The organism is uncultured Ferrovibrio sp., from assembly GCF_937960835.1.
Classification (GTDB): domain Bacteria; phylum Pseudomonadota; class Alphaproteobacteria; order Ferrovibrionales; family Ferrovibrionaceae; genus Ferrovibrio.
The window spans coordinates 279,321-292,538 of record NZ_CALGPC010000006.1; the positions used below are offsets into that span (position 1 = coordinate 279,321).

A 13,218-nucleotide genomic window follows, 5' to 3' on the forward strand; every position below is an offset into this window, starting at 1 on the left:
CCGACCATGCCCCAGGCGCAGACCGGAATCATGATCTTCACGCGTGATCATAAAGAGACGGCGTCAGTGCAGGCTGTGACATCCGTGGGTTGCTGAATTCCGCGGCAATCGGTCATTCGATTGGCAGTCAGGTCCTGCTGTCAGGATCGCTGCGACGACGGTTGCGGAAGGCCGGCATCGCTGTGCTGGGCTGGCTGATCGAGACCGGATCGCTGGCAGGGAAACTGTCCACCAGGCCTTCGTCCAGTTCCTCTTCCTGCTGCAGGCGCTCGGGTGAATAGGCCTGTTTGGCACGCCCGCGGGCCAGCCGCTCGCGGGCCTGTTTCTGGCGCGCCTGTCTTTGGCGGGTTTGTTTCTGATAGGAGAGATCCTGCTCGGATTTCGGCTGCATGGTCGGCTCCATCACGGCGTCGTCTCCATGACATAGTGCCGTTGACATATGGTCCAGGGGTGACACGCCAAGGCCGCGCCTTCTGCTCCCCTCGATGACCTGCCGCGTTATGCGCTGGTGCAGAGGGCGTGAAATGGCGCTATGGTCATCCCCTCACGTCGGCCGGGTGTCCGCCCGGTCCAATCAGCGACCTCCCATCGCAAAAAGACCAGCCGCCTGCAGCACCCCATGCCAGTCCTTCCAGCCCAACGGCCATCCACCGTCATTCTCGTCGCCATTTCCGCGCTGGGGCCGCTGGCCCTCAACATCTTCATGCCGTCGATGCCCGGACTGGCCAGGCAGTTCGGCGTTGATTACGGCATGGTGCAGCTCACCCTGACCCTTTATCTGATCGGACTGGGTGTGGCGCAGTTGATCTATGGTCCGCTCAGCGACCGCTATGGCCGCCGTCCGGTGCTGCTCTGCGGATTGGCGCTCTATCTGGTGGGCAGCCTGCTTTCCACCCTGGCACCATCGATTGCCGTGCTGATCCTTGGCCGCATGCTGCAGGCCATCGGCGGCTGCTCGGGTCTGGTGCTCGGCCGCGCGATCATCCGCGATCTATATGACCGCGAACGCTCGGCCGCGATGATCGGCTATGTCACCATGGCGATGTCGCTGGCGCCGATGCTGGCGCCGGCCATCGGCGGCTATCTGGATACGCTGTTCGGCTGGCGCGCCAGTTTCGCCTTCTGCAGCCTGATCGGCGCCGTCATCCTGGGCTGGGTCGCGCTCGCGCTGCCCGAAACCCTGGCCGAGCGCGGCAGTCCCGGCTTTGGGGCATTGCTGCGCAGCTATGCCGGGCTGATCCGCTCGCCGGTCTTCTGCGGCTATGCCCTGCAGACGGCCTTCACCTCCGGCGTCTTCTTCGCCTTCATCGCCGGAGCGCCCTTCGTCGTGGTCACCGTTCTGGGCCTGCCGCCTTCCAGCTACGGGCTTTGGTTCGTCGTGGTCTCGCTCGGCTATCTCGCCGGCAATTTCCTCACTGGGCGTTTTTCCGTGCGGTTTGGCATCGATCGCATGATCGCCGCCGGCGCCATCACCGGCCTGTTGGGGATTACGGCCCTGGCGGTTACGGGATGGTTCGGATTGCTTACTCTGCCGGCGATTTTCCTGCCCATGGCGGTGGTCGGGCTTGCCAACGGCCTCACCCTTCCGAATGGCACCGCTGGTGCGGTTTCGGTCAATCCGCGCGCCGCAGGGACGGCTGCCGGCCTGTCCGGCGCGCTGCAGATGCTGGTCGGAGCGGGGGCTGCCGTGGTGGTCGGCTATGGCCAGGATATCGACCCCAGCCAGTATCCGATGATCTGGACCATGCTGGCCAGCGGCCTGCTTTCAGTGGCCAGTTTCCTGCTCGCGCTGCGGTTTCGCCGCCGCCGCGGATAGTTTTGCCAGGACGCGAATGCCCAAAACCCGCATGGATGGCGGCTCCGATTCGGGTGGGGTGTTGCAAAGCCGCATAACTAGCGGATTTTTTCGTATTGCCGATGGGCAAGTGCCCAAAGCGGTGCTATGGAGGATTCCGGGAAACAACTCCCGATTCGCAAATAACAAGCGTTTGACGCATCTTTTGAGGAGAGAGCTATGGCTAAAGCGGCCGCCACCAAAACGGTCACCGTGACCGCCAAACAGATCGCCACTGCGCTGGCGGAGAAGCATGAGCTGCAGAAGAAGTCCACGGTCGCCCTGTTCGACGAATTCTTCGCTGCCGTGACCAAGTCGCTGAAGAAGGGCGAGCGCGTCCGCCTCGGCGATCTCGGCATCATGCAGGTCCGCAAGCGCGCTGCCCGCATGGGCCGCAACCCGCAGACCGGCGAGCCGATCAAGATCAAGGCTTCCAAGAAGGTTGCCTTCCGGGCCAGCAAGGTTCTGAAGGACGCGATCTAAGTCGCTCCGCAAGGACGACAGCGATCAGGGGCCTGCCGCGCGGCGGGCCCCTTTTTTATTGCCCTCTTTGCCTTTATTGCCCTCTTTGCCTTTATTGCCCTCTTTGCCTTTATTGCCCTGTTTGCCCGGCTTGTGCGCATAGCGCCGCCGTGCCGAAGGCCTTCCCCGATGCAATGCCTGGATCAACATCCGCGCAATGGGCCTGGCTTGCCTCTGGAAAACCCGATTCGTTTGGGGGCGGGGCGCTTATCCTGTGGGCGAAACTCTAGTCCGCGAGGATTTTGCACGGTATTCTTCGCCTTATGGGTATCCTTTCATCTCTTCTTGGCGCCATTGGCCTCGGCGGAAAGAAAGAGGCCGTTAATATGCGTCAGACCCCCTCGGGGATGCGCGTGGGTGAGGTCGTCGTCGGCACCGGCGACAAGGCCGAACCGGGCAAATTCGTCTCGGTCCATTATTCCGGCTGGCTGTGGGAGAATAACAAGCCCACCCGGATGTTTGATTCCTCCTACAAGCGCGGCCAGCCCTTCGAGTTTCAGCTCGGCCAGGGCAAGGTGATCAAGGGCTGGGACGAAGGCGTCGCCTATATGAAGGTGGGCGGCAAGCGCGCTTTGCTTATTCCGCCCTATCTGGGCTATGGCGCGCGCGGCAACGGCCGCATCATTCCACCCAATGCGACGCTGTTCTTCGAAATTGAATTGATCGGCGTAAAATAATCACTCCGGCCAGCATCGCGTGCGGGCCGTCTGATCTTTCATAAAAGTCACAAGGCGGGCCACGCTGTCGCCCCATTTGCGACGAAGATTCCCCCTGTGCATCTGCATCTTTGTTCATTGCCGTTTTCAAGGAGTTCCGTCTCATGGCTTTCCGACCCCGCCGCGTCTTTATGCGTCACGCCCTCGCCGCCCTTGCCGTCTCGGCCTTGGCTGTCGGCGGTGGCGCGCTGCTGTCTTCGACGACCCTGATCCCCTCGGCACAGGCCGCGCAGGAAACCACCACGCCGTCCGGCCTGCGCTATACCGAGACCAAGGCGGGCAGCGGTCCGACCGCGCAGGCAGGCAGCACGGCGCTGGTGCATTACACCGGCTGGCTGTCGGAAGGCGGCAAGAAGGGCCAGAAATTCGATTCCTCGCGCGACCGCGGTCAGCCCATCGCCATCGCGCTTGGCTCCGGCCGCGTAATCCCGGGCTTCGAGGAAGGCGTCTCGGGCATGAAGGTCGGCGGTGAGCGTACGCTGGTGATCCCGCCGAATCTTGCTTACGGCGAACGCGGCGCGGCCAATGTCATTCCGCCGAATGCCACGCTGATCTTCGATGTCGAGCTGGTGGACGTGAAGTAAGCGCCGGGGCGATCAAATATCTCAATAAAAAAACGGCCGGGTTTCCCCGGCCGTTTCTTTTTGCAGTTCGTGCAATGCGCGTTACGCAGCCTTGGCCAGGTTGCGCAGCACGGAATGCAGGATGCCGCCGTTCTTGTAGTAGTCGATCTCGTCCAGCGTATCGATGCGGCACAGCACCTCGATCGTCTGGGTCGAGCCATCGGCTCGGGTAATCGTCACCGGCAGCTTCATGCGCGGCTTCAGGCCCGAGGCGAGGCCGGTGATATCGAACTTCTCGGTACCATCCAGCTTCAGGGTGTGGCGGTTCATGTCGCCCAGGAACTGCAGCGGCACGACGCCCATGCCGACCAGGTTCGAGCGGTGGATACGCTCGTAGCTCTCGGCGATCACGGCCTTCACACCCAGCAGGATGGTGCCCTTCGCCGCCCAGTCGCGCGACGAGCCGTTGCCGTATTCCTTGCCGGCAACGATCACCAGCGGCGTGCCCGCCGCCTTGTACTTCATGGCGGCGTCATAGATCGACATGACTTCGCCGGTCGGCACATACTTGGTGATGCCGCCTTCCGTACCCGGCACCATCTCGTTGCGCAGGCGGATATTGGCGAAGGTGCCGCGCATCATCACCTCGTGGTTGCCGCGGCGGGCACCATAGGAGTTGAAGTCGGCATAGGCGACGCCGTTCTCCAGCAGGTACTTGCCGGCGGGGCCATCCTTCTTGATCGAACCGGCCGGCGAGATGTGGTCGGTGGTGATCTTGTCAGGCAGGATGGCCAGCAGGCGCGCGCCCTTGATGTCGGTGATCGGCGACGGCGTCAGGCTCATGCCCTCGAAATAGGGCGGGTTCTGCACATAGGTCGACTTCGAGTCCCAGTTGTAGGTCTGGCCGGCGCCAACCTTGATCTTGCGCCAGTTCGGATCGCCCTTGAAGACGTCGGCATAGCGCTTCTTGAACATCGCCGGGGTGACGTACTTGCGCACCACCGCCGCGATCTCCTTGTTGGAAGGCCAGATGTCCTTCAGATACACCGGCTTGTTCTTGGAGTCGTAGCCGATCGGCTCGCTCGTCAGGTCGATCTTCAGGTTGCCGGCCAGCGCATAGGCCACCACCAGCATCGGCGAGGCGAGGTAGTTCGCCTTGGTCAGCGGATGGACGCGGCCTTCAAAGTTGCGGTTGCCCGACAGCACGGCACCGACGACGAAGTCGTTATCGGTGATCGCCTTCGAGATGTTGTCCGGCAGCGGACCCGAGTTGCCGATACAGGTCGTGCAGCCATAGCCGACGATCTGGAAGCCCAGCTTGTCGAGATCCTTCTGCAGGCCCGACTGGGCCAGATAGTCGGTGACCACCTGGCTGCCCGGGGCGAGCGAGGTCTTCACCCAGGGCTTGGTCCGCAGGCCCTTCTTGATGGCGTTGCGGGCCAACAGGCCGGCACCCAGCAGCACGCTCGGGTTCGAGGTATTGGTGCAGGAGGTGATTGCCGCAATCACCACGTCGCCATGACCCAGGTCGAAGTTGGCGCCTTCGACCTTGGCGCGGAAGTCCAGCGCGGTCTTCTTGCCGTAGAAATTGGTCATCGCGTCCTTGAACTCGGCGGCGGCGCGGCTCAGCGGCACGCGGCCTTCCGGACGGGTCGGACCGGCCAGCGACGGCTCGATCGTCGAGAGGTCGAGTTCCAGAGTGTCGGTGAAGACCGGCTCAGGCGACTTCGGCGTACGCCACAGGCCCTGCGCCTTGGCATAGGCCTCGACCAGCTTCACGCGCTGCGGGTCGCGGCCGCTGGCCTTCAGGTAGGCGATGGTCTCTTCGTCGACCGGGAAGAAGCCGCAGGTGGCGCCGTATTCAGGGGCCATGTTGGCGATGGTGCAGCGGTCGGGGATCGACAGTTCCTCGACGCCCGGGCCGTAGAATTCGACGAACTTGTTCACCACGCCCTTCTTGCGCAGCATCTGGGTGACGGTCAGCACCAGGTCGGTCGCCGTGGTGCCTTCCTTCAGCTTGCCCGACAGGCGGAAGCCGACCACCTCCGGCAGCAGCATGGAGATCGGCTGGCCCAGCATGGCCGCCTCGGCCTCGATGCCGCCGACGCCCCAGCCGAGCACCGCTAGGCCGTTGACCATGGTGGTGTGGCTGTCGGTGCCGACCAGCGTATCCGGGTAGGCGACTTCCGTTTTGCCATCCAGGCCGGTCCATACGGTCTGCGCCAGGTATTCGACGTTCACCTGGTGGCAGATGCCGGTGCCCGGCGGCACGACGCGAAAATTGTCGAACGCAGTCTGGCCCCAGCGCAGGAAGGCGTAACGCTCGCCGTTGCGCTCATATTCCAGATCGACGTTGCGCTTGAAGGAATCCTTCGAGGCCGAATAGTCCACCATCACCGAGTGGTCGATGACGAGATCGACCGGCGACAGCGGATTGATCTTCTTGGTGTCGCCGCCGAGCTTGGCCATGGCGTCGCGCATCGCCGCCAGGTCCACCACGGCGGGCACGCCGGTGAAGTCCTGCATCAGCACGCGGGCCGGACGATAGGCGATCTCGCGGTCGGAGCGGCGATCCTTCAGCCACTTCGCCACCGCCTTGATGTCATCGACGGTAACGCTGCGGCCATCTTCATAGCGCAGCAGGTTTTCCAGCAGCACCTTCAGCGAATAGGGCAGGCGCGACAGATCGCCCAGGCCGGCCTTCTCGGCAGCCTTGATGCTGTAATAGGCGTAAGTCTTGTTGCCGACCTTCAGCGTGCGGCGGGTCTTCAGCGTGTCCTGGCCGACGACGATCGGCACTGCGCGCGCGGCGCCCTTGCTGGCGCTCACCACGGCCTTGGCGGCCGGCTTCCTGGCGACAGCCTTCTTGGTAATGGCCTTCTTGGTGGCGGCGCGGGTAGCCGACTTAGCCGACTTGGCGGCCTTCTTGGCGATCTTGCGAGCGGCGGTCTTGGCGGCCGTCTTCGGCTTCGCAGCCTTGCGGGCGACCTTCACGCTCTTGGCCTTGGCAGGGCTTTTGCGCGCCGACTGCGCCGGCTTGCGCTTGGTCTTCTTCGCGGCTTTCACGGGGCGATCCTTTCGTGTCGAAATCGTCAAATGGGAAAGGGCTGGATCGGCGGGTTTCATCCCGCCTGGAATGCTGCCCATAGGTGCCGTAAATCCGCCGCTTTGCCAAGGGGCTTGCCGTGGAGGAAAGCTCAACCTCGGTCGAAATTTAGGCAATCTCGCTGCTGTTCCGCGCGAGACAAATCGCGGGCCAATTCCACGCCCCCTTGACGGGCAACTGTCCGTACGCTTATCAACGATAGCAATAACGACGGTATCGCCACTGGCGGTATCGCGTAGAGGAGGCGAAAATGTCCGAGACGTTGGCCGCGGCCGATGGGCGCGATCCGTTGGGTCGCGACACCATCCCTAAATTCATTGCGTATAACGGGCAACATCGCCGCGACCGCCCGGCCATGCGGGAGAAAGATCTCGGCATCTGGCAAAGCTGGACCTGGGGCGAGGTCGCCGCAAAGGTGCGCCAGCTTGCCTGCGGCCTGGCCGAAGCCGGCTTTCAGCGCGGCGACAAGCTGGCGATCATCGGCGACAACCGCCCCGAACTTTACTGGTCCCTGGCCGCCGTGCAGTCCCTGGGCGGCATTCCGGTGCCGATCTATCAGGACAGCGTTGCTGACGAAGTCCAGTACGTCATCGACCATGCCGAGGCGCGCTTTGCGATTGCCGAGAATCAGGAACAGGTCGACAAGCTGCTCACCATCAAGGATCGCCTGCCGCGGCTGAAGACCATCATCTACAGCGATCCGCGCGGCCTGCGGCATTACAACCAGCCATTCCTGCTCTCGCTTGAGACGGTGATGGAGCGGGGCGCTGCCTTCGAGAAGGCTAATCCTGGCTTCTACGACGCCGAAATGGCGAAGGGCAGCGGCAGCGACGTTTCGATCATCTGCTATACCTCCGGCACCACCGGGCGGCCGAAAGGCGTCATGCTCAGCCACGACAATGTGGTCCGCTCGGCCACTCTCGCCATCGCCTTCGACAAGATCAACGAAGACGACGAGATTCTGGCCTATCTGCCGCTCGCCTGGGTGGGCGACAACTTCATCTCCTATGCCGAAGCTGCGATTGCCGGCTTCTGCGTGAATTGCCCGGAATCCGGCGAAACCGTGCTGTCCGATCTGCGCGAGATCGGACCAACCTACTTCTTCGCGCCGCCACGCATTTTCGAGAATCTGCTGACCACTGTGATGATCCGGATCGAGGATGCCAGCGCGATCAAGCGGCGCATGTTTCACTACTTCATCGGCGTCGCCAAAAAGGTCGGCCGCTCGATCCTGGAGGGCAAGCCGGTGGCTTTGGGCGACCGCCTGCTTTACGCGATCGGCGACCTGCTGGTTTACGGGCCGCTGAAGAACGTGCTGGGCATGAGCCGGCTGCGCCTGGCCTATACGGCGGGCGAGGCGATCGGCCCGGATATCTTCGATTTCTTCCGCGCGCTCGGCATCAACCTCAAGCAGCTCTACGGCCAGACGGAATGCACCGTCTATCTGTGCCAGCAGAAGGATGACGATGTCCGCTCCGACACCGTCGGTCCGCCGGCGCCTGGCATCGAGCTGCGCATCGACGAGCAGACCGGCGAGGTGCTGTATCGCAGTCCCGGCGTTTTCGTCGGCTATTACAAGGACGAAGCCGCCACCGCCGAGGCCAAGACGCCGGATGGCTGGGTGCATACCGGCGATGCCGGCGTCTTCACCGATGACGGCCATCTGCGCATTATCGACCGCGCCAAGGATGTCGGCCGGCTGAACGATGGCTCGCTTTTCGCGCCCAAATATGTCGAGAACAAGCTGAAATTCTTTCCCTTCATCAAGGAGGCGGTGGTTTTCGGCCATCAGCGCGACTACGCCACCGCCTTCATCAACATCGATCTGGGCGCGGTCGGCTCCTGGGCCGAGCGCAACGCCATCGCCTATACCTCCTATGCCGATCTGGCCGGCCGGCCGGAAGTCTATGCGCAGATCAAGAACTGCATCGAGCAGGTCAACCGCGACCTTGCCTCTGACAGTTCGATGGCGGCCTGCCAGATTCGCCGCTTCCTCATCCTGCACAAGGAACTGGATGCCGATGACGGCGAACTGACCCGCACCCGCAAGGTGCGTCGCCGCATCATTGCCGAGCGTTATGGCGAACTGATCGAGGCGCTTTATTCCGACAAGCAGGCTGTCGCAGTGGAGGCCAAGATCACCTTCGAGGATGGCCGCACCGGCACCTTCAAGGCGAATCTGGCGATCCAGGGCGCTGAGACCTTCATCCCGATGCGCAAGGCCGGCTGACACATATGAACCCTGCACAGAAGACAATTGGCGACGTCCTGCTGAAGGTCGAGAATATCAGTCTGTCCTTCGGTGGCGTGAAAGCGCTGACCAATATCAGCTTCGAGATCCGTGAGCACGAGATCCTCGCGATCATCGGCCCGAACGGCGCCGGCAAATCCTCGATGCTGAACTGCATCAACGGCTTCTATCATCCCCAGGAAGGCACCATCACCTTCAAGGGGCAGCCGCGCAAGCAGATGCGCCCGCACGAGGCGGCCAAGCAGGGCATTGCCCGCACCTTCCAGAACATCGCGCTGTTCAAGGGCATGTCGACGCTCGACAACATCATGACCGGGCGTCTGCTGAAGATGAAAAGCGGGCTGCTCTCCTCGGCCATCTACAAAGGCCCGGCCGAGAAGGAGCAGATCGAGCACCGCGAATTCTGCGAGCGCATCATCGACTTCCTTGAGATCGAGGCGATCCGCAAGGTTCCCGTCGGCCGGCTGCCTTATGGCCTGCAGAAGCGCGTCGAGCTTGGCCGCGCGCTGGCGGCTGAGCCCACCTTGCTGCTGCTGGACGAGCCGATGGCGGGCATGAATCTCGAGGAAAAGCAGGATATGTGCCGCTTCATTCTCGATGTGAACGACGAATTCGGCACGACGATCTGCCTGATCGAGCATGACATGGGCGTGGTGATGGATATTTCCGACCGCATCGTGGTGCTCGATTATGGCCGCAAGATCGGCGATGGCCTGCCGGACGAGATCAAACGCAATCAGGCGGTGATCGACGCCTATCTCGGCGTGCAGCATTAAGGCGAGGGCGGAGAGATGATGTTTTTCCTCGAAGTCCTGATCGGCGGCCTGATGGCGGGCGTGATGTACTCGCTCGTCGCACTTGGCTTCGTGCTGATCTTCAAGGCCTCTGGCGTGTTCAACTTCGCCCAGGGCGCCATGGTGCTGTTCGCCGGTCTGTTCTTCGTCGGCTTCATGGAGCTCGGCGTGCCGCTGCTGCTTTCGCTGCTGCTCACGGCGGCCGTGATGGTGCTGCTGGCAGGCGTGATCGAGCGGCTGGTGCTGCGGCATCTGGTGAACCAGGAAGGCATCATCCTGTTCATGGCCACCATTGGCGTGTCCTTCTTCCTGGACGGCTTCGGCCAGACCATCTGGGGCAGCAACGTGCGCCAGCTCGATGTCGGCATCCCGACCGATCCGATCCTGCTGTTCGATGGCGATATCCTGATCCAGTCCTTCGATCTTTATGCCGCGCTTGTTGCCGGCGTGCTGCTCGCCATCCTTGTGGTCTTCCAGAAAACCCGCATCGGCCGCGCGCTGCGCGCGGTGGCGGACGACCATCAGGCGGCTCAATCGGTAGGCATTCCGCTCAACGTGATCTGGGTGATCGTCTGGTCGATTGCCGGTCTCGTCGCGCTGGTGGCCGGCGTGATGTGGGGCTCCAAGCTCGGCGTGCAGCCGGCCATCGTGTCCCTGGCGCTGAAGGCCCTGCCGGTGCTGATCCTCGGCGGTTTCACCTCGGTGCCGGGCGCCATCGTCGGTGGCCTGATCATCGGCGCCGGCGAGAAGCTGGCCGAGGTCTATATCGGGCCGCTGTTCGGCGGCGGCATCGAGAATTGGTTTGCTTACGTGCTGGCGCTGGGCTTCCTGCTGATCCGTCCGCAGGGTCTGTTTGGCGAACGCATCATCGAACGCGTCTGAAGCGGAGAGAGGCAAGATGTTCTACCGCGAATCCGGTCAGTTCAAGACCTCTTATCGCGCCGATCAGGCGATCTTCACCATCCCGCAGGACCGGATCTTCTTCGCCCTGTTCATGCTGATGGCCTATGTCGGCGTTCCGCTAATCGCCAGCGACTATCTCTATACCGCGCTGATCATTCCCTTTCTCTGCCTGTCGCTGGCGGCGCTGGGGCTCAACATCCTGACCGGCTATTGTGGCCAGCTGTCGCTCGGCACCGGCGCCTTCATGGGCGTGGGCGCGGTCTCGGCTTGGAACCTTGCCTACCGCATTCCGGACCTGAACATCCTGGTGGTGTTCATCCTCGCCGGGCTGATCACGGCTGCGGTCGGCATGTTCTTCGGCCTGCCGTCGATGCGCATCAAGGGCTTCTACCTTGCGGTTGCAACCCTGGCGGCGCAGTTCTTCCTGCCCTGGCTGTTCGTCAAATGGGGCTGGCTGACCAACCACAATTCCTCTGGCGTGATCACCGCGCCGCAGCTTGAGCTGTTCGGCTGGGTGATCAACACGCCGATGGAGAAATATCTCTTCGCACTCAGCATCGTCGCGCTGCTGGCGCTGGCGGCGAAAAATCTGGTGCGCAGCAATCCGGGGCGGCAATGGATGGCGATCCGCGACATGGATATCGCCGCCGAAATCATCGGCATCCGCCCCATGGTGGCCAAGCTGTCCGCCTTCGCCGTGTCGTCCTTCTATGTCGGCGTCGCCGGCGCGCTGTATCTGTTTGTCTATCTCGGCTCCACCGAGCCGGATGGCTTCAACATCAATCTGTCCTTCCAGACGCTGTTCATGATCATCATCGGCGGACTGGGCTCCATTCTCGGCAGTTTCCTCGGGGCCTTCTTCATCCTGCTGCTGCCGATCTTCCTGACCCGCGTGCCGCCGATGCTGGGTTTCGAATTCTCCACCGCCCTGGTGTCGCACCTGGAATTCATGGTGTTCGGTGCGCTGATCGTTTTCTTCCTGATCGTCGAGCCGCATGGCCTGGCCAGATTGTGGCAGATCGCGAAGGAAAAGCTGCGCATCTGGCCGTTCCCGTACTGAGCGAGATCGCCGCCGGCGCGGGTTGTATGGGAAACCGTGTTTGTCGCCTTGAGTCCGCGTGCTAGGGTTTAAACAACGCCCGCCGAAAAGGGCGGGTCAAACCGGGAGGAAACAAAATGAATGCGAGACAATGGGTGGCGTCCGTTGTGATGGGCGCCTCGCTGGCTGGAGCGGCCTTCGCCGCTTCGGCGCAGGAACAGATGATCCCTTCGATGGTGTATCGCACCGGCCCCTATGCCCCCAGCGGCATCCCGGTCGCCGATGGCTATCAGGACTTCATCACCCTGATCAACCAGCGCGAAGGCGGCATCAACGGCGTCAAGCTGCGGGTTGAGGAATGCGAAACCCAGTACAACACCGAGCGCGGCGTCGAATGCTATGAACGCCTGAAGGCGCTGGGCGGCACCATCTTCAGCCCGTATTCGACCGGCATCACCTACGCGCTGATCGACCGCGCGCCGGCCGACAAGGCGGTGATCTTCTCGATGGCCTATGGCCGCGCTTCGGCCACGGTCGGCAACATCTTTCCCTGGGTCTTTACCGCGCCGATCACCTACTGGGGCGGCGCCTCGGCCGGCATCCAGTATTTCGCCAGCCAGCTTGGCGGCAAGGACAAGCTGAAGGGCAAGAAGATCGCCTACGTCTATATCGACATCGCCTATGGCAAGGAGCCGATCCCGGTCTTCCAGAACTACGCCCAGGAACTCGGCTTCCAGCTTGAGCTGGTGCCGGTGCCGGCGCCGGGCCTGGAGCAGAAGTCGATCTGGCTGCAGATCCGCCAGATGCGTCCCGACTTCGTCTACCTGCAGGGCTGGGGCGCGATGAACGCCGTCTCATTAAAGGAAGCGGCTGCTGTCGGCTTCCCGCGCGAGAAGATGCTCGGCGTCTGGTATTCGTCGCAGGATAGCGACACCCAGGCGGCAGGCGCTGCGGCCAAGGGCTACAAGGGCCTGACCTTCCATGGCGCGAGCCGCGATCTGCCGATCCTCAAGCAGTTGAAGGAAGTGGTGCTCGACAAGGGCCTTGCCAGCAACGGCGCCAAGCATTTCGGCGAGATCGGCTACCTCCGCGGCGCCCTGAATGCCTTGTTCGTCGTCGAAGCCCTGCGCACCGCGCAGGAGAAGTTCGGCAAGGGCAAGGTGATGGATGGCGAGCAGTCCCGCTGGGGCTTCGAGAACATCAACTTCACCGAAGAGAAGATCAACAAGATGGGCCTGCAGGGCTTCATCGCGCCGATGAAGCTGAGCTGCGACAACCATCTGGGCGACGGCAAGGCGCTCGTCGTGCAGTGGCAGGGCGATCAGTGGAAGCCGGTCAGCGACTGGATCGAGCCGGAGCATCCGAAGCTGTGGCCGCTCTATCTGCGAGACGCCGAAGCCTATGCGCGCGAGAAGAACATCGCCTCGCGCGTCTGCGCCAAGTCGTAAAGCAATGGCATCCCTGCCGGTGCAACCGGCAGGGATTTCCTT

The 13,218-nt window shown here is 62.6% G+C and carries 12 protein-coding genes; 9 read left to right on the top strand and 3 right to left on the bottom strand.

Features of this window, described 5'->3' with window-relative positions; translation table 11 throughout:
- Window positions 1-127: 127 nt before the first annotated feature.
- On the bottom strand, window positions 128-406 hold the full coding sequence (locus Q0603_RS05695; RefSeq protein ID WP_298723325.1) for a hypothetical protein: 279 nt from the start codon (window positions 404-406) through the stop codon (window positions 128-130).
- Window positions 407-619: 213 nt separating this feature from the next.
- Here Q0603_RS05695 and Q0603_RS05700 point away from each other — a divergent pair, with 213 nt between their 5' ends.
- Together Q0603_RS05700 and Q0603_RS05705 are read left to right on the top strand one after the other, a co-directional pair.
- A complete protein-coding gene (locus Q0603_RS05700; protein WP_298723329.1) occupies window positions 620-1,816 on the top strand; it encodes a multidrug effflux MFS transporter in 1,197 nt (398 codons plus the stop codon).
- A gap of 198 nt (window positions 1,817-2,014) precedes the next feature.
- A complete protein-coding gene (locus Q0603_RS05705; RefSeq protein ID WP_298723332.1) occupies window positions 2,015-2,317 on the top strand; it encodes an HU family DNA-binding protein in 303 nt (100 codons plus the stop codon).
- 24 nt (window positions 2,318-2,341) lie between these two features.
- Here the strand turns inward: Q0603_RS05705 and Q0603_RS05710 are convergent, their stop codons facing one another.
- Window positions 2,342-2,506, bottom strand: a complete 165-nt coding sequence (locus Q0603_RS05710; RefSeq protein ID WP_298723334.1) for a hypothetical protein — start codon at window positions 2,504-2,506, stop codon at window positions 2,342-2,344.
- Window positions 2,507-2,682: 176 nt separating this feature from the next.
- Here Q0603_RS05710 and Q0603_RS05715 point away from each other — a divergent pair, with 176 nt between their 5' ends.
- On the top strand, window positions 2,683-3,033 hold the full coding sequence (locus Q0603_RS05715) for an FKBP-type peptidyl-prolyl cis-trans isomerase (RefSeq protein ID WP_298723336.1): 351 nt from the start codon (window positions 2,683-2,685) through the stop codon (window positions 3,031-3,033).
- 143 nt (window positions 3,034-3,176) lie between these two features.
- Window positions 3,177-3,656, top strand: coding sequence for an FKBP-type peptidyl-prolyl cis-trans isomerase (locus Q0603_RS05720; protein WP_298723338.1), 480 nt, complete (start codon window positions 3,177-3,179; stop codon window positions 3,654-3,656).
- Between the two features lie 81 nt (window positions 3,657-3,737).
- On the opposite strand, the gene acnA is transcribed toward Q0603_RS05720, so the two are convergent.
- Window positions 3,738-6,434 (bottom strand): aconitate hydratase AcnA, encoded by a 2,697-nt coding sequence (gene acnA / locus Q0603_RS05725; protein WP_298724200.1) that lies wholly within the window; start codon window positions 6,432-6,434, stop codon window positions 3,738-3,740.
- A 557-nt stretch (window positions 6,435-6,991) separates the two neighbouring features.
- On the opposite strand from acnA, the gene Q0603_RS05730 reads away from it, so the two are divergent.
- The 5 genes from Q0603_RS05730 (at window position 6,992) to Q0603_RS05750 (ending at window position 13,176) form a co-directional block, all read left to right on the top strand.
- The gene (locus tag Q0603_RS05730; RefSeq protein WP_298723343.1) at window positions 6,992-8,971 is read left to right on the top strand and encodes an AMP-binding protein; all 1,980 of its coding nucleotides are present in this window, start codon (window positions 6,992-6,994) and stop codon (window positions 8,969-8,971) included.
- Window positions 8,972-8,976: 5 nt separating this feature from the next.
- Window positions 8,977-9,768, top strand: a complete 792-nt coding sequence (locus Q0603_RS05735) for an ABC transporter ATP-binding protein (RefSeq protein WP_298723346.1) — start codon at window positions 8,977-8,979, stop codon at window positions 9,766-9,768.
- Between the two features lie 15 nt (window positions 9,769-9,783).
- Complete coding sequence (locus Q0603_RS05740) at window positions 9,784-10,668, top strand: branched-chain amino acid ABC transporter permease (RefSeq protein ID WP_298723349.1); 885 nt, start codon at window positions 9,784-9,786, stop codon at window positions 10,666-10,668.
- A gap of 16 nt (window positions 10,669-10,684) precedes the next feature.
- The gene (locus tag Q0603_RS05745; protein WP_298723353.1) at window positions 10,685-11,749 is read left to right on the top strand and encodes a branched-chain amino acid ABC transporter permease; all 1,065 of its coding nucleotides are present in this window, start codon (window positions 10,685-10,687) and stop codon (window positions 11,747-11,749) included.
- A gap of 116 nt (window positions 11,750-11,865) precedes the next feature.
- Complete coding sequence (locus Q0603_RS05750; RefSeq protein ID WP_298723356.1) at window positions 11,866-13,176, top strand: ABC transporter substrate-binding protein; 1,311 nt, start codon at window positions 11,866-11,868, stop codon at window positions 13,174-13,176.
- Window positions 13,177-13,218 lie beyond the last annotated feature (42 nt).